A 20,591-nucleotide genomic window follows, 5' to 3' on the forward strand; every position below is an offset into this window, starting at 1 on the left:
ATGATCTCATTGGTGGGAATTCCATATTCCATCAGATTGGCCGCCACCCGCATGGTTTCCGGAGAGGTGGCCGGATATTTGAATACTCCGGTATCGGAAATAATCCCGGTATACAGGCAGATGGCGATCTCCCGGTTCAGTTTTTCAGGATCCAGAATGCGATACAGCACCTCACAGGCAGAACTGACATCTCCATATATATAGTTTTCATCCGCATATCCCTGATTGGAAATATGATGATCCAGACAAATGGTATGCCCGGCCGTTTTGAAATAGTTCTGTGCATCACCCAGCCGTTCCAGAGTGGAACAATCCAGGGAAACCATCAGATCATAGGTCTGGTCCCGGTCAAAGGAAACATGCATATCCTCAAAGCCCTTCAGAAACCGGTATTTGTCACTGGGCTCTTCCAGATAAACATCAACGCACAGAGCCGGATAATTCACCTTCAGATAATTATATAAAGCCAGTACAGAGCCTACGCAGTCTCCGTCTGGCTTAATATGTCCTGATATGGCAATGGAATGAACACTTGACGCAAGCTCATCAATTTTCATCATTTTCTGTTTACCTCATCAATCTTTTTCATCATTTCCTGAGCTTCCGGAGTCAAGCTTGGTTCGGATGGGAATCTTCTAATCCATAAAGACATTCTTGCACATTTGAATATTTCAATCTCTTCAGGGCATGGATTGCAATAGCCGCAGCCTCTGCAGAAGTCTCCTTGAAGTTCCTCCCTTTCTTTCATGATGATTTCTTCAAGTTCCTTGTCCAGTTTAGGGTCCTCTTTCATATATGATAGGAATTCATCAAGTTCTGAAAGCTTTTGGATTCCCCAAATTGGTACTACATTGTCAAAATGATTGATGTATGAATAAGCGGCCTTTGAACTTCTGATAAGTCCTCCAGACATTGCTTTCATTGCAATGAATCCTATATTGTTTGCCCTTGCTTTCTCTACAATTGCCAATTCCTTGGATCCTGTAAGGTAGGAGAATGGGAATTGGATGGTTTCATATAATCCGCTATTTATTGCCTCTTCAGCCAATTCAAACTTGTGGGATGTAAATCCAATATGTCTTATTGTTCCTTCATCATATAGGTCAAACAATGCATCGTATGCTCCGCTTCCGTCACCTTCGGTAGGGCAAAATGAAGGGTTGTGGATTTGATATAGGTCTATATAGTCTGTTCCTAAATTGTCAAGGCTGGTTTTAATGTCTTTTTCAATATTCTTTCTGTTTTCGCCCTGAGTTTTACTGGCTATTATTATGCTTTCTCTAGGATATTCATCATTGAATCCCTTGAATGCATAGTTTAATTTTTCTTCACTGTCTGTATATGCCCTTGCAGTGTCATAGAAGTTTATTCCATTTGCATAAGCCTTTCTCACGATTTCTGCACTTTCATTAAAGTCTACTCTTTGAATGGGTAATGCTCCAAAACCGTTCTTTTCTATTTTCAATCCAGTTTTACCAAGTATTACTTGAGTCATGCAATCAATCCAAAAATATTAATTTTTATCAAAAATTTAAGTCTAAATAAATTAAAATTTCTAATGAACTCTTTTTATTAATATTAAAATTTCTAAAGAAATCTTTTTATTAATTATTTTTTTATATAATAAATTATAAATATACTTATGTTAATTTGATTAATATTTCTTAAATAATTTTAGAATTCTCTTTTAACAGATTAAGTTTTAGAATTAAAATTTTAGAATTCTCTTTTAACAGATAAGTTTTAGAATTAAAATTTTTGAATTCTTTTTTAGCAGATTAAGTTTAGAATTAAAATTTTAGTATTCTCTTTTAAGAATTTAAGTTTTAGAATTCTCTTTTAAGAAATTAAATTATAAATTTTAAATTATTAAAAGTCATTTTTAACTAATCATTGAATTATGGGGTATTTTATGAATACACAAGAGATTATTGATATTGAAGATAAATATTTTGTTAACACATTTAACAGAGTTCCTGTTGTTTTAGACCATGGGCAAGGGGCAAAGGTTTGGGATATTGATGGAAATGAATATCTTGACTTTTTGGCAGGTATTGCTGTAAACTGTTTAGGTCACAATCATCCAGGACTTGTAAAGGCGATTCAAGAACAGGCAGAAAAACTTATTCATATTTCAAGCATTTATTATAATGAGCCTGCAACCAGATATGCTAAAAGATTGGTTGATGCAACAGAGTTTGACAGAATCTTTTTTGCAAATTCCGGTGCTGAAGCTAATGAGGGAGCATTGAAGCTTGCTTTAAAATACAGCGGTAAAAGTGAAGTCTTGTATTTTGGAGATTCATTCCATGGAAGAACCATATTGACATTGTCTGTTACAGATCATCCAGAATACAGTGCGCCTTACACCAAAAACTTGCCAAATGGATTCAAGAAAGTTGAATATGGTGATTTGGACAGTGTTAAGGATGCCATTACTGATGAAACTGCAGCTATTATCATTGAACCAGTTCAAGGTGAAGGTGGAGTAAATATTGCATCTCCTGAGTTTTACAAGGGATTGAATGATTTATGTAAGGAAAAAGGAATCTTGATTATTGTTGATGAGGTTCAATCAGGTTTTGGAAGATGCGGTGCTTTATTTGCCCATGAATTGTTTGGTCTTGAACCGGATATTATGACTGTGGCTAAAGGTATTGGCGGAGGATTCCCAATGGCAGCATTCTTGGCTAAAGAGGAAGTGGCTGGAGGTTTTGTTCCTGGTGATCATGGTACTACCTTTGCAGGAAGTCCTTTGGCAGGAGCTGCAGCAAATGCTGTTTTAGATGCTTTTGAAAATGAGGGCATTGTCGAAAACTCCAAGAAAATAGGGGAATACTTTATTCAAAAATTAAGTGCATTGAAGGAAAAATATGATTTTATTGTGGATGTAAGAGGAGCAGGGCTATTGATTGGTCTTGAACTTAATTTTGAAGGCGGAGACATTGTTGGTAAAATGTTTGAAAAAGGATTTTTAATCAACTGCACTGCTGGAAATGTTTTAAGATTTGCACCACCTCTTATAGTTAAAGAAGAAGAGATTGATGCACTTGTAGAAGCACTTGATGAAGTATTTGCTGAAATTTAGGTTTTATTTTATTTTAAACCTTTATTTTAATTATTAAACTTTTATTTTGGGGTTTTTTTTAAAACCTTTTTTCTATTTTTTTACTTTTTAACTCTTTAAATAATATTTTTCTCTATTTTTACACTAAAATTACTAAAATTTAAATAGTTTTTTTAATAAATTTTTAGTTATACCTAAAATTAAAAAATAATGAAAAAGGTGATTTAATGAAAAGTATAGACACTATGATTGTTCAACCTTCTCCTGTTTTTATGATAGGAACCTATGATGAAAATGGCACTCCTGATGTTATGAATGCTGCATGGGCTGCTCAATGTGGTCCTAAACATGTAACCATTAATTTTGCGCTTAATCGTCAAACATTGGAAAACATTAAAAACAATAAGGAATTTACAGTGGCTTATGCAACTAAAGACACTTTAGTGGTTTCTGATTACTTTGGTATTGTAAGTGCTGCATTGGATGCTGATAAAGTTAAAAATGCAGGAGTAACAGTTGTAAAATCAGAAAATATCAATGCACCTATTGTAGAAGAATATCCTGTTACATTGGAATGTAAGCTTATGGACATGCAGGAAATCGTTCCTGGAAGATGTACAGTAACTGCTGAGGTTATTAACACTCTCATTAATGAGGAATATCTTGACGATGATGGTAAGGTCAATATTGCTGATATTGAGTTTATTTCCTATAATGGTGTAGACAAAACCTATAGGGTTCTTGGTGAAGCTGTAGGTAAAGCTTTTGACTTTAATTCAGATTTACTTTAAACCTAGTTATTAAAAAATACTTATTTTGTTTAATAAAAACATATAAAGAAATTTAGAGTTTTTAAACCCTATTCTTTATATGATTTTTAATATTTTTTATTTTCATCATGGAAATTGTTTTAATTTAAATTAATTTTTTAATTTTCATATTGAAAATTCTTTTTTTTAAATTTAATTCAAATTTAATTTTTTAATTTTCATATTGAAAATTCTTTTTTTTAAATTTAATTTAAATTCTTATTTTTTTTATTTTCTTGATGAAAATGCTATTTTTTAAATTGTTTAAATTTATTTAATTTATTTTAGATTTCTTTTAACCTGTTTTGTATTGATTTTATAAATGTCCTCTTGTGATTACACTGTCAAGAAGTCCAGGTCTTTTTTTATCAAATTCTACGATTTTATTTTTAATTTCCCGAATCATTTCCTTCTTGTACTTGAAGTAGGCATTTATTTTAATCATATTATGGACATGACCTCCGAAGAAATAACAGTAGTCATCCATTTCAAGGTTTTCAATCAATGTCAATTCCTCTTCTATAATCTCCCTTTCACTGGATTCAAGAAATTCTCCATTATTTTTCATTTCATTTAATGGAGTGCCCTTTTCAATTGATGTTGAGGTTGGAATGATCATGACAGGTTTGTATTTGTTCAATAGTTTTGCTGTTTCCCTTGCACTTTCAACTCCATTTCCCTTTCCTGCAGCACCTAACATTAAAAGTGCTACATAATCGAAATCAGCCTCTTGAAGCTTGCATAATTCTCTATATTCGTCTTCTTGACTGTATCCCTTTTGCATTTGCTCCAGCATAGGTTGATAAGCTGATTCCATTCCAATGTATAATCTGTTCCATCCGGCTTTTCTTAGTTTTTTCAAGTCATCAATGGATTTTCTTTTGGTGTTTCTGATTGAAGTGTAACAGGCAATGGTTTCCACTTCAGGGAAATACTTGTGAATAAGGTCTGCAATCTTTAAGAGGTGTTTTGTTTGAAGTGCAAATGGATCTCCATTAACTACAAATATTTTCTTCAAGTCCCTTGGATAATATCTTGACAATTCCTGCAGGTCCTCTTCCACATCTTCCAATGGGGAAATTCCGAATTTTTGACTTTGATACATGCTGCAGAATTGACATTTGTTCCATGAGCATCCATAGCTTATTTCTAAAAGTGGAGTGTCCGCTTCTGGCGGTGGTCTGTAAACAGGTCCTGTGTAATGCATTTTTTCACCTTCTTCTTTTGTTTTTAAAATCTTAATTTAATCCCAATTTAAGATTTTTTTAATATAAACTCTTAATAAATCTTTATTTAATATTAATAGGTCTCTTTTTAGATTTTTTTAATATAAGCTCTTAATTTAATCCCAATTTAAGATTTTTTAATATATTTAACTAAAAAACTGTATTTAATTGACTTTTAAAGACTTTTAATAAGTTTTATTAATATTAAATTAATGTCTATAACTCTTTAATTTGTAAATTTTATTCTTATCTAATTATTTAGTTTCAATATATAAAAACATATTAGTTACTTTTTACTCACTTAAAGTCTTCTTTTGCCTAAGATTTAAAAAAATTTGTTTAATTATTCTTAAAATTAGATATTAAAATTCTTTTTTTCCAGAGTTGACCTTAAAGAACCTGTAAGCATGTCCTCATTGTAAAGTTCCTTTAGTTCTTCAGCACTCACCCACTTGAAATCTTCGTGTTCATCACTTATCTGAACCTCTCCAGAGATTATTTCAAGATTCATCATTAATTGGACAGTATTTATGTATTGGTGTGTTCTACGGCTTATGAATCTGTCTTCAACTGTTTCAAAAAGGCTTTCTATTTCTACATCAAGACTTGTTTCCTCTTTCAATTCCCTTACTAAAGCGTCGTCAAAGAATTCTCCAGGGTCTACCTTTCCTCCTGGAAGTTCCCATTTTTGCGGATTATTCCTTGATTTCGGATGTCTTTTTAAAATGAGAATCTTTTCCTCTTTTTTAACTACTCCTCTTACTGTTAAGCCCCAATCTTTCTTTTCTGTCATTTTATCACCTCGAATTATTTAATATATAAATTTTATTATTTTTATTTAATTAATTGTTCATAAAATGTATTTGATTAAATAATTTCTATTTTTTTATTTATTTTAATATACTGTTCACCCAAATCTTCGTCGGATATTTCTTTTCCTTAAATAATTATATATAATCTTGCTTACAAATATTTTATTGATAAATCTTATTTTGGATTTATTTTAAATTTTCAAATTTAATCATTTTCCTAATTACTTCAAATAATTATTGGAAGTCAATTTTAATAATTATTTGAGTAATTAGATAATGATTTTTACGCGGAGGCTTAAAATGGATTTAAATATTAAAATAAACGATAAAGGCCATTTAGACATTGGCGGTGCTGATGCATGCGAACTTGTAGAGCAATATGGCACTCCTGTCTATGTAATTGATGAAGAGAGAATTAGAGATAATTATAATAGATTTTATAATGCTTTTACTAAATTTTATCCAAAATTCAAAGTATTCTATGCATGCAAAGCTAATACAAACATGTCTGTTCTTAAAATCCTTGAAGATGAAGGATGTTGCATTGATGCAGTATCTCCTGGAGAAGTCTACATCTGTAAAAAAATGGGATTCTCTGGAGACAGAATCTTATTCACTGGTAACAACATCAGAAATGATGAAATGGACTATGTAAACAGTGAAGATGTAATATTGAACATTGATTCAGTTTCTGCACTTAAGAGATTGGCTGAAAGCATTGACCCTAAGGGCAAAAAAATCTCCTTCAGGGTAAACCCTATGGTAGGTGCAGGACACCATGGTCACTGCATTACCGGTGGAGAAATGAGTAAATTCGGTATTATGGAAACTGAAGCAGTGGAAATCTATACCTTAGCTAAGGAATTAGGTTTTGAACCTGTAGGTATGCATTCCCACATCGGTTCAGGTATTTTAGACCCGGAACCATTTAAGTTAGCTATTGAATCTACCATGAACATTGCCGGTAAGGTTCACAAGGAAGCCGGAATTGACTTTGAATTCATTGACTTCGGTGGGGGAGTTGGAATTCCTTACACTCCTGAAGAGGAATTGCTCGACTTGGAGCACTTTGCTGAAGAAAACGTAAAATTATTCAAGGAAAAACTTGAGGAATTTGACATGGGAGAACCTACATTATACCTTGAACCTGGCAGATACATTGTCGGTGACGCTTCCGTTCTTTTGGTTGAAGTAAACAGTGTAAAGGAAAGTTACAGAAAATTCATCGGTGTAGATGCAGGATTCAATACCTTGCTCAGACCTGCCATGTATGATTCCTACCATCACATTGTAGTTGCAAACAAGATGAATGAGGAAGCTAGCCAAACCGTTGATGTAGCAGGAAACGTTTGTGAATCCGGAGACTTGTTTGCAAGGGACAGACCTCTTCCAGACATTGAGGAAGGAGACATTTTAGGAATCTTAAATGCAGGAGCTTATGGTTACACAATGGCTTCAAATTACAATACAAGACCTCTTCCAGCTGAAGTTCTTGTTAAAAATGGTGAAAGCTTTGTAATTCGTGAAGCACAAACAATCGATGACATTTTTGAAAAACAATCTATTCCAGAACACTTACAATAAGTGTTTCTTTATTTTTCTTTTGATTCGGTGATAAAATGGTGAATTTAAAGGGTTTAAAATTTGCTAAAATGCATGGAATTGGTAATGATTTTCCAATTATTGATGAAAGTAAAGGGGAAGTAATTCCAGAGGCAGACAAGGCTGAAGCATGCCGTATTCTTTGTCATAGAAACTTTGGCGTTGGCGGAGATGGAGTATTGTTTGTTGTACCATCTGACGTTGCAGACATCGGATACAGAATGTTCAATCCTGATGGATCTGAAGCTGAAATGTGTGGAAACGGTATTCGCTGCTTTGGAGATTTTGTTTACAGAAACAAGATTGTTGAAAAGGACACAATGACTGTTGAAACCAAGTCCGGAATCAAGACCATTGAAATCACTCTTGAAGATGGGGAACCTGTATTGTTTAAGGTTAATATGGGCAAATCCACTTTTAAGACAGAAGAGATTCCAATGATTGCAGATGAAGAAGAGTTTGTTGATGGCGATTTGGAAGTAATTGACACTACATTCAAGGCAAGTTGTGTAAATGTTGGCAATCCTCATGCAATTCTCTTTGTTGATGATGTTGATTCTGTAGACATTGATAAATATGGTCCGGCCATTGAATGTCATGAAGTTTTCCCTGAAAAGATCAATGTTCATTTTGTTGAGGTAATCAGCAAAAATGAGGGAAAGATGAGAACTTGGGAAAGAGGTGCTGGTGTAACTCTTGCATGCGGTACCGGTGCAACTTCAACAGCTCTTGCTGGAGTAAAATTAGGTCTTTTTGATAAGGAAGTTCTTCTTCACTTGCCTGGTGGAGATTTAGAGTTTGAAGTCTATGAAGAAGAGGGAGAACTCGGTGCATTTATGAAAGGACCTGCACAATTAGTATTCACTGCTGAATACCAATAAAATTTATTGTTTTTAAATAATAACTTTTATTTTTTCTTATTTTCTTATTTTCTTTTTTTACTATTTTTACTATTTTTACTATTTTTACTATTTTTACTATTTTTACTTTTTTCTTATTTTTAGTATTTTATTTATTTTAATTCTTTTTTTACAATTTTTATCATTTTCTAGCTTTTTAGAAGTTAATTTTTAATCTTTGATTTCAATTTTTCTAATTTTTTTAGTTTATTATTATTTTTTTATTTTAGTTTTTCTAATTTTTTTGAGATTATAAGTCTTTAATCAATTCCTTTCCAGTCGGAATTCCAAGATATTCCTTTGTGTAAGGACAGGCAAGGCCGCATTTGGCACATAAACTGTTTCCATTTGTTCTTTTCATTTCTGATTTAATGAATTCAAAACATTTTTCAGCTTCAAAATATTCCTCTCTTTCACGTCTTGAATTCCATTTAACCTCATTTATTGCATCAACCGGACAAATGTCCTGACATTCGCTGCAGTCATCACATTTTGAATCGTCTATAGGTGTACCTACCTTTATTGGCATATCTGTTAAAAGGGTTGATATTCTAAGTGCTGCACCATATTTCGGATTAATTAAAAGTGCACATCTTCCAATCCAACCAAGTCCTGACCTTGTTCCTGTTGTCTTGTGAGGAATCTTGCTTGCCAAATCCTTCAGTTCTCCTGCAACCCTTTCTCTGGATATTGCAAGAGCATTGTAGTTCATTGTGTTTTTAATGTATTCCTCTCCATCCAGAATGATGTCATTTAATTCAATTGCCACTTTTTTCATTGCGGCTACATAAATGGATTGATCATCGGTATAGATTGTCTTTAAGGCCTCCTTTTCTATTGGAATGCCGATTATTATGCTGTTTGGATATTCCTTTGGAACATTTTCAATATTTTCCAAACTTGCAAATCCCACTACTTTAGCACCTTTTGACTTAAGGTACTCCTCTATTTCCCTTGAGTTTTTTTCCTCTAAATTCATAGTATTGTCCTTTTGTTTTTATTTAAAAATCGCTAGATTTTTTTGTTTATTGCTATAAACAAACTATAAATTTTTTTGATTGGCAAATTTAGCTTTAATCAGATAATATTTTATTATTTCTTTTATTAAACTTATTCTTAATTCAGTTATTTATTCAATGATGTTTATTTCATTTTTATTTTATGATGAAGTTTGTGTTAATTTATTTTTATTTTAATAGGTTGAATTTGATATTAATTCATGGTTTTTAGAAAATAATTGATTTTAAATCATTATAAAAATAAGCGGTCTTTTTAAATCTTGTATGCATTGATTAAAACGATGTCCTCAAAGAAAAAGTGTTCTGATTTAGCTATTTCTGCTATAAATCCATTTGCATCAAGCATATCCAAGGTCTTTTCATTGTCTGAAAGTGAGGACTGAATTATCTGGACAATTCCCTTTTCATTTAAATGATTGGAGACTTGATTTAAGAATTCATCTATAACTTTTCTTCCATTTAATCCGCCGTCAAATGCATAATTTAAATCATCTTCTATAATGTCTTCAGTATCAGTTGGCAGATATGGAGTATTAAATAGAATTACATCAAACTTTTCATCTTTAACTGGCTCAAATAGATTTCCAAACTTAAGGTTTATGTTATTTATCTTGTTTAGTTTAAAGTTCTTTTCTGCAAGTTCCAAGGCATTGTAGTTAATGTCTGTTGCAGTTACATCATCTGTAAGTAAACTTGCATACATTGAAACAAGACCAGATCCGGTTCCTATTTCCAATACTTTCATTCCCTCCTTTATTTCAAGGTTTTCAGCTAAAAGGAATGTGTCATCTGAGGGAGTGTAAACCAAATCGTCTGTTTCTATTTCAAACTTGCCCATTTTCATTGTTTTTACCTTAGAAGTTTTTTATAAATTATTCTTTGATTTTTTTATTAAATCTATTTTTATTGTTTTTACCTTAAGTTTTTTATAAATTATTCTTTGGTTTTTTTATTAAATCTATTTTTGTTGTTTTTATACCTTATTTCAATTCTTTTATAAGTTTTTTTTAAGTATTATTTAAATAAATCATAAATTGTCCTTTAATAAACAAGACAATTCCATAATCTTTTCCGGAGATAGATTTATAGTCCTTTCAAGCAAATATTCCTTAACAATAGGATTTTCATCTTCCAAGTCATTTAAGATTTGTTTTAATTCTTTTTTGTCCTTAAATCCAATTATGTGTCTTGAATCTATTAAAGCGTTTCTTGCCTTCTTGTTTTTGTGCTGGAACAATGCCTTGACCACTTTTGAATAGGCCTTAAAGTCTTCCTCACTTATATTGCTTTTTTTAGGCTTTAGCTCAATGACTGAAGAGTCCACCTTTGGGCTTGGGATAAAAGATTCTGGTGAAACCCTTGTTAAGAACTTAACATCTGCCTTGAAGTATAGCATTGCAGAAAGTCTGGAATACTGTTTTGTTCCAAGCTTGGCGTTCATGCGGTCTGCAAATTCCTTTTGATACATTAGAATTCCAGTTTCAAAATCATAATTTAGGAACTTAAAGCTGATTGGTGAGGATATTTGATATGGCAGGTTTGAAACGATTTTATTGAATTTGGGAAAATCAACCTTTACTGCATCTTCATTGATAAGTTCTACATTGTCAATATTTTCATCTTCAAGACGTTTTTTAAGAATATTGAAGATTTTTGTGTCTTGTTCAATGCTTATGACCTTCCTGGACCTTTTTGCAAGTTCCAAGGTTAATGTGCCTATTCCAGGACCTATTTCCAAAACAGTGTCATTCTTGTTGAGATTTGCATAATTGATGATTTTTTGCCTTTTAAAATCGTCTATAAGGTAATTCTGTCCTAGATTTTTATTTAATTTAATATCATTTTCCTGTAAAATTAGTTTGGTTTCTTTAGCCAATGATATTCTTTCTGACAATTAATCACCTTTTTTGCAAGGATTTTTAAAAAAAGAAATTTGATGAGTAAAAAACTCATCTTAAATAAAATTAAAAAAAATAAAAATGGATTAGATTAAAAATAAGGTTTAAACTTAAATTTAAACTCTGATTTTATTTGTGCCATTTTATTTTTAATTTTCTTTGTTTTGATTTCGTTTAGCATTATTGCCTTTATTATTCTTATTATAATTTTTATTGTTTCTTCTGTTCCTGTTGTTTTTTCTTCCTCTGTATTTTCTGTTTCTGTTTTTTCTTCTGTTGGAAGGGTGTCTGCTAGGAACTTGAGTAAACATATAGTATTTCTTCTTACCTCTCTTGACTTGGGTTGTGTCCAATTCAAGTTTTACTCTTTTTGCAAGCATTTCAACAGGATCTCCAAGAAGGGGAACTCTTTCCTTCAAGTCCTTAAAGTCTTTGAAAGGCTCTTTTTTCCTCTCGTCAAGAATCATTTTGGTATGTTTTTTACCGATTCCAGGAATCAATTCCAATTTATGCATTTTAATGTTTAGGGAATCGATTTCATTAAAGAACTTTATGTAAATTTCTTCCTTGGATTCAATAATTTCCTTGATTGCATATTCCAATTCGATTCTGCTTGTTGCAGTAAGATTTTCATAGTCCAATAATCCTTTTACTCTGTTTACCTTATCCCTTTTACCAGAGCCTATATAGACTTTTTCATGTATTTCTAGATCTATGTCCTTCTTTGGAGTAACTTCGATTAATGTAAATTTATCTACACCTATTGCCTGTGCAATTGGTTTTCCATTAACTGTTGGTCTTTCTGGATTTATGTATCCAAATTTAAGATAATCTAAAATTATGACATTCTCTTCTTTTTTTGGATTAGGATTATCAATGTTTGGATTATCCATATATAACACCTCATTAAATATTTCATTAAATTGTTAAATGTTTAGATTAATTAAAATCGTATATTACCTTAAAATTAATCAATTTTTTTAAATTTTTATATATTTTTCCTTAAATTAAATGATTTTTACAAATCTTTACTTAATATAATATTATTATATTTTTATTTTATTATTATTTATAATTTTATTATTTTTTAGTTAAATATTTGAGTTTTGATTAGTTATTTTCAATGACTTTTATTTTTTTAAATGAATATTTGAAAAATTTTTAGAGTATTGTTAAATATTAAAATAGTTTAAAAGTAGTAAAATAAGTTATAATTGCTTACATGTTTTTATTATTAGTTTAAAATAGTTTATAACTAGTATAATAAGTTATAAATAGTTATTATTAGATTAAATAGTTTTAAATAAGTAAAATAATAAAATAAGTAAAATAAATTAAAAATAAATAAAATGGATAAAAATGTATAAAAATGTATAAAAATGTATAAAAATAGATAAAAATAGATAAAAATAGATAAAAATAGATAAAAATAGTTAAAATAGTTAAAAATATTAAAAATAGTAGATACTGGGTAGAAAAAAATTAAAAAGTAGAAAAAAAGAAAAAATAAGAAATATGTGATTTATATGAATAAATCATCTTCGATATTTATTTCGTATTTTTCTATAATTTCAAGAATTTCCTTCATTTCATCGTTTGAAGGAGTATTTCTTTCTTTTGCAAAAATTAATCTTAAGTCTGCCATGTCTCTAGGGAGAATGTCAGCCATACGAACAGCTAGTTTATGGTCTACATAAGCTTCGAGTTCTTGGATTAATTTTTCAGTATCTTCAAGGGAAAGTTTACTTAGACTGCTTGCATGAGCTAAAGTTAAATTTTGTTCATAGCTAAGTTCATGTTTTTCAGAAAATTCTTCAAGAATTTCTTTCACTTTCGCTGCAGGTATAGGCTCAGTTTCTAATGTTTTTTTCCCAATCATTATACTCACTCTTGTAATTTTAAGTGTTCTGGAGTTACAATTAATTCTTTAGCTTTATTACCATCTTTTAATGCAAGTATGTATGCTTTACCTTTTTTATCAACTACTTTTGCAGTTTTTCCGTGGAATCTGGAATGTGGTTGACCTTTTTGAATACTTGGATCGATGATAATGTGTACTAAATCACCGTTTTCAAATTGTTGAATTTTTCTTGTAATCGGATTTGAACGACCAGGTCTTACTTTTTTGGTCAATTTTTTTCTACTTCTACTTTTAAATCCTCTGGATCTTTGCATTTTATTACCTCTCTTAAATAGTTAGTATTAAAATATAAAACCCATCATTTTATATCTTTTTAAATAGCTAGTAGCTTAAAATCAGCCCTTCGGTTTAGCTATTCATGTAAAAGTTGTTATATAGTATATGAATCTAGACTTAGCCTTAATATTAGGTTTAATCAATTAAAACATATCTAAATTCCTATATAAAGTAAGATTTAAAATCAAAAATATAATAAAATTCTCATTTTAATGACTAGATTCCAGCATATAATCTAATCTTCTATTTTTGATAATATATTAATATATAATAAAAGATATTTATAAACTTATTGTTTTTTGGAAGTTTTTTGCAATGATGTTTTTTGATGATTTGGATTTTTCTTATTGTTACATAAGAGATTTAGTCTTATTGTTACATAAGAGATTTAGTCTTATTGTTACATAAGAGATTTACATTCTCTTCATCTATTTTTTTGGTGGTGTTTTTTATAAACGTGCATTCCTTTTAATTTTTATGTGGGTGTTGATTTTTTCAAAGAGTATTCCTTTCAATTACTTAATTCCAACTTCAATAACGTCTAATTCTGCACAGATGGCTTGTGTATTCAAGATTTCACTTACGCTAGGTTTGGATCTTCCCTCATCGCTTGAAATAAGTTCCTTGATGTACAATCCGCCCTCTGTTTTAATTATCATCTCAAAAGTGTTCTTGTCAATCAACTCTGTGCTGAGCTCTTTAACTTCCTTTTCCCTTATCTTGTCGGCTCTTCTGTGTGAAACTCTTATTGGAGTTCTTTGCTTTATGATGTTTAAGCTTTGCAATTTTTCCAAATCCTCTTCATTTATATCCCCTTCACACTTTACAAGTGCCCTATAGACCTTATAGGTGTCTGGAGATGAGGTCTTTATTTCTGCCTTTCTCTTTCTTTCTGTAAACTTTAAGTTATTATACTCTGTTTTTCCCTTGGATACAATATCCACTTCTTCCTTGATTTTTTCAAGGTCAATCTTTCTGATTTTAGGCTCTTTTATTTCTAGAACGAATGGTCTGCCTGTTCCAAGCATTCTAACGTCAATATCTTCTCTTCCAGCACCGTGGAATTTAGCTCCATATCCTCTTGTGTGCTTTAGGACAGTTTCAGATAAAAGTTCCTCTACAGATTCAGGGTATTGCTTTCCTGTAAAATTACATTCCTCACATCCCTTGCCCTTACATTTACTGCAAGGCCATTTGGTTTGAGGAATTCCTCTGATTAGCTTTTTATATCTTCCTTCAATAAAGATAGGATTGATTTGAAGTCTGACCTTAATCGGATTTTCAATATTTTCCTTAAGGATTCTTCTAAAGTCTGCCATGACTACAATGTCTTCTTTATCAAAATCAACGGATTGGCTTAAATTTGCTTCAAGCAATTTGCCTATTTCCCTGTTGATTTCCTTTTTAATGATTTCAACATCAAGACCAAGTTTCTCACTTATTTCATTGTCCTTTTCAACTATTTCCTTTGGAATCTTTGAACCTACCACAAAGGTGTCAAATTCCACTTCTAGCTGGTCTATTTTATCATTTACCAAATCAAGAACTTTTGTATCTATGTCATTGAAGATGTCATTACAAATTTCACATTTCTCTTCATTTTCATCCGAATTAAGAGCTTCTCTTATTTTTAGACCTCTTTCCTCATTTCCATTTCCTTCAACGCAGTCTGAAAATTTACGGCCTAAACAATGATTGCAAATATTTCCATTTGTAATTTTAATTAATTCCTCTGCTTTTTTAAGTATTTCTTGATTCATAAATCCATCTCTTTAAAGAAAATTATAAAAAATAAGTAGGGATAATGAAGTTCATTATCCGATTTAAATTGTAAATTGGGATTGAATAAATAGTTTTGGGCTTTTTAGTCTATTTTTAAATTTATTTTTATTTTAATTTAAATTTAGACTTTTTTTAGTCTATTTTTTTTAAATTTTATTTTTATTAAATTTTATTTTAATTTAGACTTTTTTTAGTCTATTTTTATTAAATTTAATTATATTTAGACTTTTTCAGCCCGGATTTTAGTTTAAAATTAACTTTTATTTCATGAACTGGCCCATGATTCTATTCATGGTTCCTCCGCCCATTCCTCTTCTTCCAATTCCTTTCATAGCCTTTTTGGTATTGTTATAATATTTTAAAAGTTCTTTTACATCACTTTCTTCAACGCCTGAACCTCGGGCTATTCTGGAAATTCTTGAATGCTTGATGATTTTAGGGTTTTCCATCTCTTCATCAGTCATTGAGGACATGATAATCTTGAATTCATTTATCTTGTCTTCAGTCATTTTGCTGGCTTCCTTAGGTATTTTTCCACCTAATCCAGGAATCATGTTCATGACCTGTTGCATCGGTCCCATACTGTTCATCATTTCAAATTGACTGGCCATATCCTTAAGGGTGAATTTACCGCTTAACATGTTGTTCATGGTTTTGGTAGCCAAGTCTTCGTCAATAACCTCTTCAGCCTTTTCAATAAGACTTCTGATATCTCCCATACCTAATAATCTTGAAATGAATCTTTCAGGGTCAAATGCTTCGAATTCATCAATACGTTCACCAGTACCGATAAATTTAATTGGTGCACCGGTTTCTGCCACTGCGGAAAGAGCTCCTCCCCCTTTTGCAGTACCGTCTAATTTTGAGATGATGATTGATCCAATGTCTGTAGCTTCGGAAAATGCCCTTGCCTGCTCTCCAGCCTGTTGACCGATTGTACCATCAATAACAAGGATGGATTCGCTTGGATTAATGATTTTATCCAATCTGTTCATTTCCTCAATAAGGTCTTCCTCATTCTTATGTCTTCCTGCTGTATCGAAGATAATAATCTTTTGATTCTTGAATTTTTTAAGACCTTTTTCAGCCAAGTCAAGAGCATCCTTATTTTCAGGGTCTCCATAAAGCTGAATTTGCATTTCTTCAGTTAATTGCTTTAACTGTTCGTATGCTGCAGGTCTCCATGTGTCTGTACATACAACAGCAGGTGAAAATCCTTTTCTTTGAAGGTATCTGCATAATTTTCCAATGGTTGTGGTTTTACCACTACCTTGAAGACCTAAGAATAATATTTTAAATGGTTTTTTATCAATGGTTAAGTCTACAGCTTCCTTACCTAATAATTCAACCATTTCTTCATAAATAATTGTGATTACATGCTCTCTTGGTGTAATTCCTTTAGGTGGCTCTTCATTTAAAGCACGATTTTCAATTTTCTTTGATAATTTTAATACAAGTTGAATATTTACGTCAGATTGGATTAAAGCTCTTTGAATATCTTTTACAACTTCTTTTACAACCTTTTTATCAATAACACTCATTCCAGCTAACTTTTTCATGGTGTTTGTAAGGTTTTCTCCTAAACTTCCTAACATAGACATTATATCGCCCCGAGTTTATTTTAATCCTGTGATTAGCTAATTATTATTAATTTTAAAGATTAAGGTATCTTAATAAATTTTTATGCCTTTTTAAGTTTAATATTTTTTTAAAAATTTATATAATAATTTATTATTTTTTTAACCTTTTTTTAAGGATTTTAAATAATTTAATTATTTTTTTAACCTTTTTTTAAGGATTTTAAATAATTTAATTATTTTTTATAAAATTTTTACTTAAACTTTGCTTAAAGATTAAATTATTTTTTATAAAATTTTTTACTTAAACTTTGCTTAAAAGTTTAAATTATTTTTTATAAAATTTTTTCTTAAATTTTACTTAAAACAATTATAAATAAAATATTATATAAAAGTTTATTTATCTTTTGTTATAAAATTATTGAATATAGGAAAATAATTTCGAATATTTTAGAAATTTTTTTAAGATATTTTTAATTATTTTTATTTTTTTAATTTTAAATTTTTAATTTTTTTTAAAATTATTTATTCAATGCCTTATGGTTTTGGATTTGTTTTAATTATTCCAAATTGGAATTTTTATAGTATAGAGGTTTAAAAATGCTTGAAAAGTTAGTTAAGTCATTAAGAGAAGCACCTGTTGTTAAAAAAGGAGATTATAATTATTTTGTTCATGGTATAAGTGACGGAGTACCTGCCTTAAATCCTACTGTTTTAAAGGAAATTTCTGAAGTTTTATCTGAACAATTGGATTTGTCCAATGTGGACAAGATTGTTGGTGTGGAAGCTATGGGAATTCACATTGCAACAGCTATTTCATTGGAAACAGGCCTTCCTTTTGTTGTAATTCGTAAAAGGCAATATGGTTTGGAAGGAGAACATGAAATCGTTAAGAAAACAGGCTATGAAACTTCTAAATTGTTCATAAATGATTTGAAGGAAGGAGACAATATCATTCTTGTTGATGATGTGGTAAGTACTGGAGGAACCCTTACTGCTGTAATCAATGAATTAAAGGCAATTGGTGTAAACTTGCTTGACACTGTTGTTGTTGTGGAAAAGGGTGAAGGAAAATCAATCGTTGAGAATGCTACCGGTGAAAAGATTCACACTCTTGTAAAATTAGACATTGTGGATGGAAAAGTTGTAGCTGATTCATTATTATAATTTTCTCTTTTCTTTTTTTATTTTAAATGATTTTTAATGTTTTATTTAATTTTAAATCATTTTAAATAGTTATTTAATTTAATAGGATTTTAGAAATTTTTAATTTTAATTAATTAAATTCTTATTTAAGGAAATTCTATTATTTTTAATTTAAGGAAATTTTTTTTAATTTAATTTTTAATTTAAGGAAATTCTTTAATTTAATTTTTATTTAAAGAAACTCTTTTAATTTTATTTTTAAACTCATTCTTGTTTTAATTAGTTTTTTTGTTGATAAAATGGCATTATATGATATGGAACTTAAGAGGGTTATTAAGAGAATAAACTCTCTAAATGTTAGAAATGTAGGTTTACAATTTCCTGAAGGATTGAAGATGCAGGCTGTGGCTTTGGCTCGTGAAATTGAAAAGCAGACAGAGGCTACTGTTATTATTTCTGCAGATCCCTGCTTTGGAGCTTGTGATGTTTCAGACAGGAAAATGAATGGAATTGTTGATTTCATTGTTCATTATGGACACACTCCACTTCCACTTAAATACAGCATTCCTACCATGTTTATAGAGGCTAAGGCTAATGTGAATATTAAGGATAGTCTTGAAGATGCTCTTGAAATGCTTGAGGATTATTCTAAAATCGCTATTGCAACAACTGCTCAACATCTTCATTTATTGGATGAAATGGTTGACTTTTTGGAGGATAACGGTAAGGAAGTTGTAATAGGTTCTTCAAGAAGTACTAGAAAGGGACAGGTTTTAGGTTGTAATTTTGCTTCCATTAAAAATCTGGGTGCTGAGGTTTATCTCTTTTTAGGCAGTGGGAATTTCCATCCATTGGGAATTTATTTGTTTACTAAGGCTCCTGTTTTAGCCATTGATCCTTATAGTGGGGACGTTCGTGAAATGAGTGGATATGCAGATAGGATTTTAAGAATCAGATTTGCACGTATAGTTAAGGCCCGTGAGGTTCGCAAGTGGGGAATCATTGTTTCTTCCAAGGAAGGCCAATATAGGATGAAATTGGCAAAGGAAACCAAGAAGCTACTTGAGGATGAGGGAATGGAAGCTTATATTCTTCTTATGGATCATGTAAATCCTGACGTTTTGCTGCCTTATATGGAATTGGAAGGATTTGTGGTAACCGCTTGTCCGAGAATAGCTATTGATGACTCTCAAATGTATAAAAAACCTGTTATAACTCCTAAGGAATTGGAGATTGTTTTAAATAAGAGGGAATGGGAAAAATATCAATTGGATGAAATTTCCTTTGAAGACAGGTATTTTCAATAGTTAGGAGTTTTTTGGCTTTTAGTTTTATTTTAAAAATTTAAAATATTTTTTTAACTTTATTTTAAGCTGTTAAATACTTTTTCTTTTTTAAATTTATTTTTAAGTTATTTAAATACTTTTTTCTTTTTCTAACTTTATATTGGGCTTTTTAGAATGTGTTTTTGAATTATTTTTTTGACTAAATCTATTCTGTTTATTATCATTAAAACTATTTCTATTTTTAGAAACGACTTTTTAAAACCGAATTTTATATATACTAATAATGTACATAAATAAATTACATATTTAAAATTAAGAAGATGTGAGATTAATAAATTTTATAAAATTTATAAATGATTATATTTAATTTATGGAAAATTTTTTATTATTGAATTAAAAAGGTTATTGAAGTTAAATTGAGTATAAATTATTGAATTATTATTCTTTTAAGTGATAAGTGTTTATTATTGAATTATTAATTGTTTTAATTATTTATGAGTTTTATATTGATTTATTATTGATTGTCCTTAGTTACGAGGTGTATAGATGAAAAAAGAGTCTGGGGATTTTGTAATGCCTGGTGATTTTTTAAGTGTTAGTGAAGAATTTTTACCAGGTCAAGGAGCATATGAAGATGATGGAAGTGTTAAATCAGGTGTTCCTGGAAATGTATTAATTGATAAGGAAGAAAAGGAAATCTCTGTAATTTCAAAATCTGGCGGTCCAAACTTATTGAAAGTTGGAGATATAGTTTATGGAGAAGTAAAGGATGTACGTGGTCAAAGAGCTTTAATTACAGTTCATTCCAAAAAGGGAACTGACCGTCAATTGGCTTTACCTTATATGGCTGCAATTCATATATCTCAAGTTACTCCAGGTTATATTGACAAACTTACCGATGCTTTCAGAATAGGAGACCTAATTGAAGCAAAGGTAGTTAAAATTATGGGAGATAATTTAGATTTAAATACTGAAGACATTAGTTCAGGTGTAGTAAAGGCTATGTGTACAAGATGCAGGTCATTTATGGAACCTAAAACAGAATCTGAAGTATATTGTCCTGAATGTGATAGAAAAGAAAAAAGAAAAGTTTCTGAAAATTATGATTACTAATTAAATTGCTTTTATTTGTTATTTAATTTAATAATTTAATTTAATAATTTAATTTAATAATTTAATTTAATAATTTAATTTAATAAGTTAATTTAATAATTTAATTTAATAAGTTAATTTAATAATTTAATTTAATTTTTTAAAAAATTTATGTAATT

At 30.1% G+C, this 20,591-nt stretch carries 19 protein-coding genes; 7 read left to right on the forward strand and 12 right to left on the reverse strand.

Going from position 1 to position 20,591, the window contains the following annotated elements; translation table 11 throughout:
* Together Q0138_RS00595 and Q0138_RS00600 are read right to left on the reverse strand one after the other, a co-directional pair.
* Positions 1-560, reverse strand: a 560-nt coding sequence (locus Q0138_RS00595; RefSeq protein ID WP_297979477.1) for a DHH family phosphoesterase, incomplete at its 3' end; no start/stop codon positions are given.
* Positions 557-1,495 (reverse strand): aldo/keto reductase, encoded by a 939-nt coding sequence (locus Q0138_RS00600; RefSeq protein WP_297979479.1) that lies wholly within the window; start codon positions 1,493-1,495, stop codon positions 557-559. The genes Q0138_RS00600 and Q0138_RS00595, both read right to left, overlap by 4 nt.
* 417 nt (positions 1,496-1,912) lie before the next feature.
* Between Q0138_RS00600 and Q0138_RS00605 the strand changes: the two genes are divergently transcribed.
* Both Q0138_RS00605 and Q0138_RS00610 read left to right on the forward strand, forming a co-directional pair.
* On the forward strand, positions 1,913-3,088 hold the full coding sequence (locus Q0138_RS00605) for an aspartate aminotransferase family protein (protein ID WP_297979482.1): 1,176 nt from the start codon (positions 1,913-1,915) through the stop codon (positions 3,086-3,088).
* 206 nt (positions 3,089-3,294) lie between these two features.
* The gene (locus tag Q0138_RS00610; RefSeq protein WP_297979485.1) at positions 3,295-3,858 is read left to right on the forward strand and encodes a flavin reductase; all 564 of its coding nucleotides are present in this window, start codon (positions 3,295-3,297) and stop codon (positions 3,856-3,858) included.
* 334 nt (positions 3,859-4,192) lie between these two features.
* On the opposite strand, the gene Q0138_RS00615 is transcribed toward Q0138_RS00610, so the two are convergent.
* A complete protein-coding gene (locus tag Q0138_RS00615) occupies positions 4,193-5,083 on the reverse strand; it encodes a radical SAM protein (RefSeq protein ID WP_297979488.1) in 891 nt (296 codons plus the stop codon).
* A 374-nt stretch (positions 5,084-5,457) separates the two neighbouring features.
* Positions 5,458-5,895: an NUDIX domain-containing protein gene (locus Q0138_RS00620; protein ID WP_297979493.1), complete on the reverse strand. Its 438-nt coding sequence runs from the start codon at positions 5,893-5,895 to the stop codon at positions 5,458-5,460.
* Positions 5,896-6,214: 319 nt separating this feature from the next.
* Here Q0138_RS00620 and lysA point away from each other — a divergent pair, with 319 nt between their 5' ends.
* Together lysA and dapF are read left to right on the forward strand one after the other, a co-directional pair.
* Positions 6,215-7,498 carry a diaminopimelate decarboxylase gene (gene lysA, locus Q0138_RS00625; RefSeq protein WP_297979496.1) on the forward strand — a complete coding sequence of 428 codons (1,284 nt, stop codon included), beginning with the start codon at positions 6,215-6,217 and terminating at the stop codon, positions 7,496-7,498.
* 38 nt (positions 7,499-7,536) lie between these two features.
* Positions 7,537-8,397 carry a diaminopimelate epimerase gene (gene dapF / locus Q0138_RS00630; RefSeq protein WP_297979526.1) on the forward strand — a complete coding sequence of 287 codons (861 nt, stop codon included), beginning with the start codon at positions 7,537-7,539 and terminating at the stop codon, positions 8,395-8,397.
* A gap of 268 nt (positions 8,398-8,665) precedes the next feature.
* On the opposite strand, the gene Q0138_RS00635 is transcribed toward dapF, so the two are convergent.
* The 8 genes from Q0138_RS00635 to Q0138_RS00670 all read right to left on the reverse strand — a co-directional run bounded on the left by Q0138_RS00635 (position 8,666) and on the right by Q0138_RS00670 (position 16,912).
* On the reverse strand, positions 8,666-9,394 hold the full coding sequence (locus Q0138_RS00635; protein WP_297979499.1) for a 4Fe-4S double cluster binding domain-containing protein: 729 nt from the start codon (positions 9,392-9,394) through the stop codon (positions 8,666-8,668).
* Between the two features lie 293 nt (positions 9,395-9,687).
* Positions 9,688-10,272 carry a HemK2/MTQ2 family protein methyltransferase gene (locus tag Q0138_RS00640; RefSeq protein WP_297979528.1) on the reverse strand — a complete coding sequence of 195 codons (585 nt, stop codon included), beginning with the start codon at positions 10,270-10,272 and terminating at the stop codon, positions 9,688-9,690.
* Between the two features lie 189 nt (positions 10,273-10,461).
* The gene (gene rsmA, locus Q0138_RS00645) at positions 10,462-11,328 is read right to left on the reverse strand and encodes a 16S rRNA (adenine(1518)-N(6)/adenine(1519)-N(6))-dimethyltransferase RsmA (protein ID WP_297979503.1); all 867 of its coding nucleotides are present in this window, start codon (positions 11,326-11,328) and stop codon (positions 10,462-10,464) included.
* Positions 11,329-11,481: 153 nt separating this feature from the next.
* Positions 11,482-12,225 (reverse strand): DUF655 domain-containing protein, encoded by a 744-nt coding sequence (locus Q0138_RS00650; protein WP_346662258.1) that lies wholly within the window; start codon positions 12,223-12,225, stop codon positions 11,482-11,484.
* A gap of 629 nt (positions 12,226-12,854) precedes the next feature.
* The gene (locus Q0138_RS00655; RefSeq protein WP_297979506.1) at positions 12,855-13,211 is read right to left on the reverse strand and encodes an RNA polymerase Rpb4 family protein; all 357 of its coding nucleotides are present in this window, start codon (positions 13,209-13,211) and stop codon (positions 12,855-12,857) included.
* A 5-nt stretch (positions 13,212-13,216) separates the two neighbouring features.
* On the reverse strand, positions 13,217-13,507 hold the full coding sequence (locus Q0138_RS00660; protein ID WP_297979509.1) for a 50S ribosomal protein L21e: 291 nt from the start codon (positions 13,505-13,507) through the stop codon (positions 13,217-13,219).
* Between the two features lie 537 nt (positions 13,508-14,044).
* Positions 14,045-15,289 (reverse strand): tRNA pseudouridine(54/55) synthase Pus10, encoded by a 1,245-nt coding sequence (locus tag Q0138_RS00665; RefSeq protein WP_297979511.1) that lies wholly within the window; start codon positions 15,287-15,289, stop codon positions 14,045-14,047.
* Between the two features lie 282 nt (positions 15,290-15,571).
* On the reverse strand, positions 15,572-16,912 hold the full coding sequence (locus Q0138_RS00670; protein ID WP_297979514.1) for a signal recognition particle protein Srp54: 1,341 nt from the start codon (positions 16,910-16,912) through the stop codon (positions 15,572-15,574).
* 576 nt (positions 16,913-17,488) lie between these two features.
* Between Q0138_RS00670 and hpt the strand changes: the two genes are divergently transcribed.
* The 3 genes from hpt to Q0138_RS00685 all read left to right on the forward strand — a co-directional run bounded on the left by hpt (position 17,489) and on the right by Q0138_RS00685 (position 20,433).
* Positions 17,489-18,055 (forward strand): hypoxanthine/guanine phosphoribosyltransferase, encoded by a 567-nt coding sequence (gene hpt / locus Q0138_RS00675; protein WP_297979517.1) that lies wholly within the window; start codon positions 17,489-17,491, stop codon positions 18,053-18,055.
* Positions 18,056-18,333: 278 nt separating this feature from the next.
* On the forward strand, positions 18,334-19,341 hold the full coding sequence (gene dph2 / locus Q0138_RS00680; RefSeq protein ID WP_297979520.1) for a diphthamide biosynthesis enzyme Dph2: 1,008 nt from the start codon (positions 18,334-18,336) through the stop codon (positions 19,339-19,341).
* 525 nt (positions 19,342-19,866) lie between these two features.
* Positions 19,867-20,433: an exosome complex RNA-binding protein Csl4 gene (locus tag Q0138_RS00685; RefSeq protein ID WP_297979523.1), complete on the forward strand. Its 567-nt coding sequence runs from the start codon at positions 19,867-19,869 to the stop codon at positions 20,431-20,433.
* Positions 20,434-20,591 lie beyond the last annotated feature (158 nt).

Origin of the sequence: uncultured Methanobrevibacter sp. (assembly GCF_937906425.1) — an archaeon.
In the GTDB taxonomy this organism is placed as follows: domain Archaea; phylum Methanobacteriota; class Methanobacteria; order Methanobacteriales; family Methanobacteriaceae; genus Methanobrevibacter.

What these genes read in the sequence shown, in the direction of transcription:
- Q0138_RS00670 (WP_297979514.1), bottom strand. Translation starts at nt 16,912, where the DNA reads ATGTCTATGTTAGGAAGTTTAGGAGAAAACCTTACAAACACCATGAAA.
- Q0138_RS00660 (WP_297979509.1), bottom strand. Translation starts at nt 13,507, where the DNA reads ATGCAAAGATCCAGAGGATTTAAAAGTAGAAGTAGAAAAAAATTGACC.
- Q0138_RS00615 (WP_297979488.1), bottom strand. Translation starts at nt 5,083, where the DNA reads ATGCATTACACAGGACCTGTTTACAGACCACCGCCAGAAGCGGACACT.
- dph2 (WP_297979520.1), top strand. Translation starts at nt 18,334, where the DNA reads ATGGCATTATATGATATGGAACTTAAGAGGGTTATTAAGAGAATAAAC.
- Q0138_RS00600 (WP_297979479.1), bottom strand. Translation starts at nt 1,495, where the DNA reads ATGACTCAAGTAATACTTGGTAAAACTGGATTGAAAATAGAAAAGAAC.
- Q0138_RS00685 (WP_297979523.1), top strand. Translation starts at nt 19,867, where the DNA reads ATGAAAAAAGAGTCTGGGGATTTTGTAATGCCTGGTGATTTTTTAAGT.
- Q0138_RS00635 (WP_297979499.1), bottom strand. Translation starts at nt 9,394, where the DNA reads ATGAATTTAGAGGAAAAAAACTCAAGGGAAATAGAGGAGTACCTTAAG.
- lysA (WP_297979496.1), top strand. Translation starts at nt 6,215, where the DNA reads ATGGATTTAAATATTAAAATAAACGATAAAGGCCATTTAGACATTGGC.
- Q0138_RS00650 (WP_346662258.1), bottom strand. Translation starts at nt 12,225, where the DNA reads ATGGATAATCCAAACATTGATAATCCTAATCCAAAAAAAGAAGAGAAT.
- hpt (WP_297979517.1), top strand. Translation starts at nt 17,489, where the DNA reads ATGCTTGAAAAGTTAGTTAAGTCATTAAGAGAAGCACCTGTTGTTAAA.
- Q0138_RS00610 (WP_297979485.1), top strand. Translation starts at nt 3,295, where the DNA reads ATGAAAAGTATAGACACTATGATTGTTCAACCTTCTCCTGTTTTTATG.
- Q0138_RS00640 (WP_297979528.1), bottom strand. Translation starts at nt 10,272, where the DNA reads ATGGGCAAGTTTGAAATAGAAACAGACGATTTGGTTTACACTCCCTCA.
- Q0138_RS00665 (WP_297979511.1), bottom strand. Translation starts at nt 15,289, where the DNA reads ATGAATCAAGAAATACTTAAAAAAGCAGAGGAATTAATTAAAATTACA.
- Q0138_RS00620 (WP_297979493.1), bottom strand. Translation starts at nt 5,895, where the DNA reads ATGACAGAAAAGAAAGATTGGGGCTTAACAGTAAGAGGAGTAGTTAAA.
- Q0138_RS00655 (WP_297979506.1), bottom strand. Translation starts at nt 13,211, where the DNA reads ATGATTGGGAAAAAAACATTAGAAACTGAGCCTATACCTGCAGCGAAA.
- Q0138_RS00605 (WP_297979482.1), top strand. Translation starts at nt 1,913, where the DNA reads ATGAATACACAAGAGATTATTGATATTGAAGATAAATATTTTGTTAAC.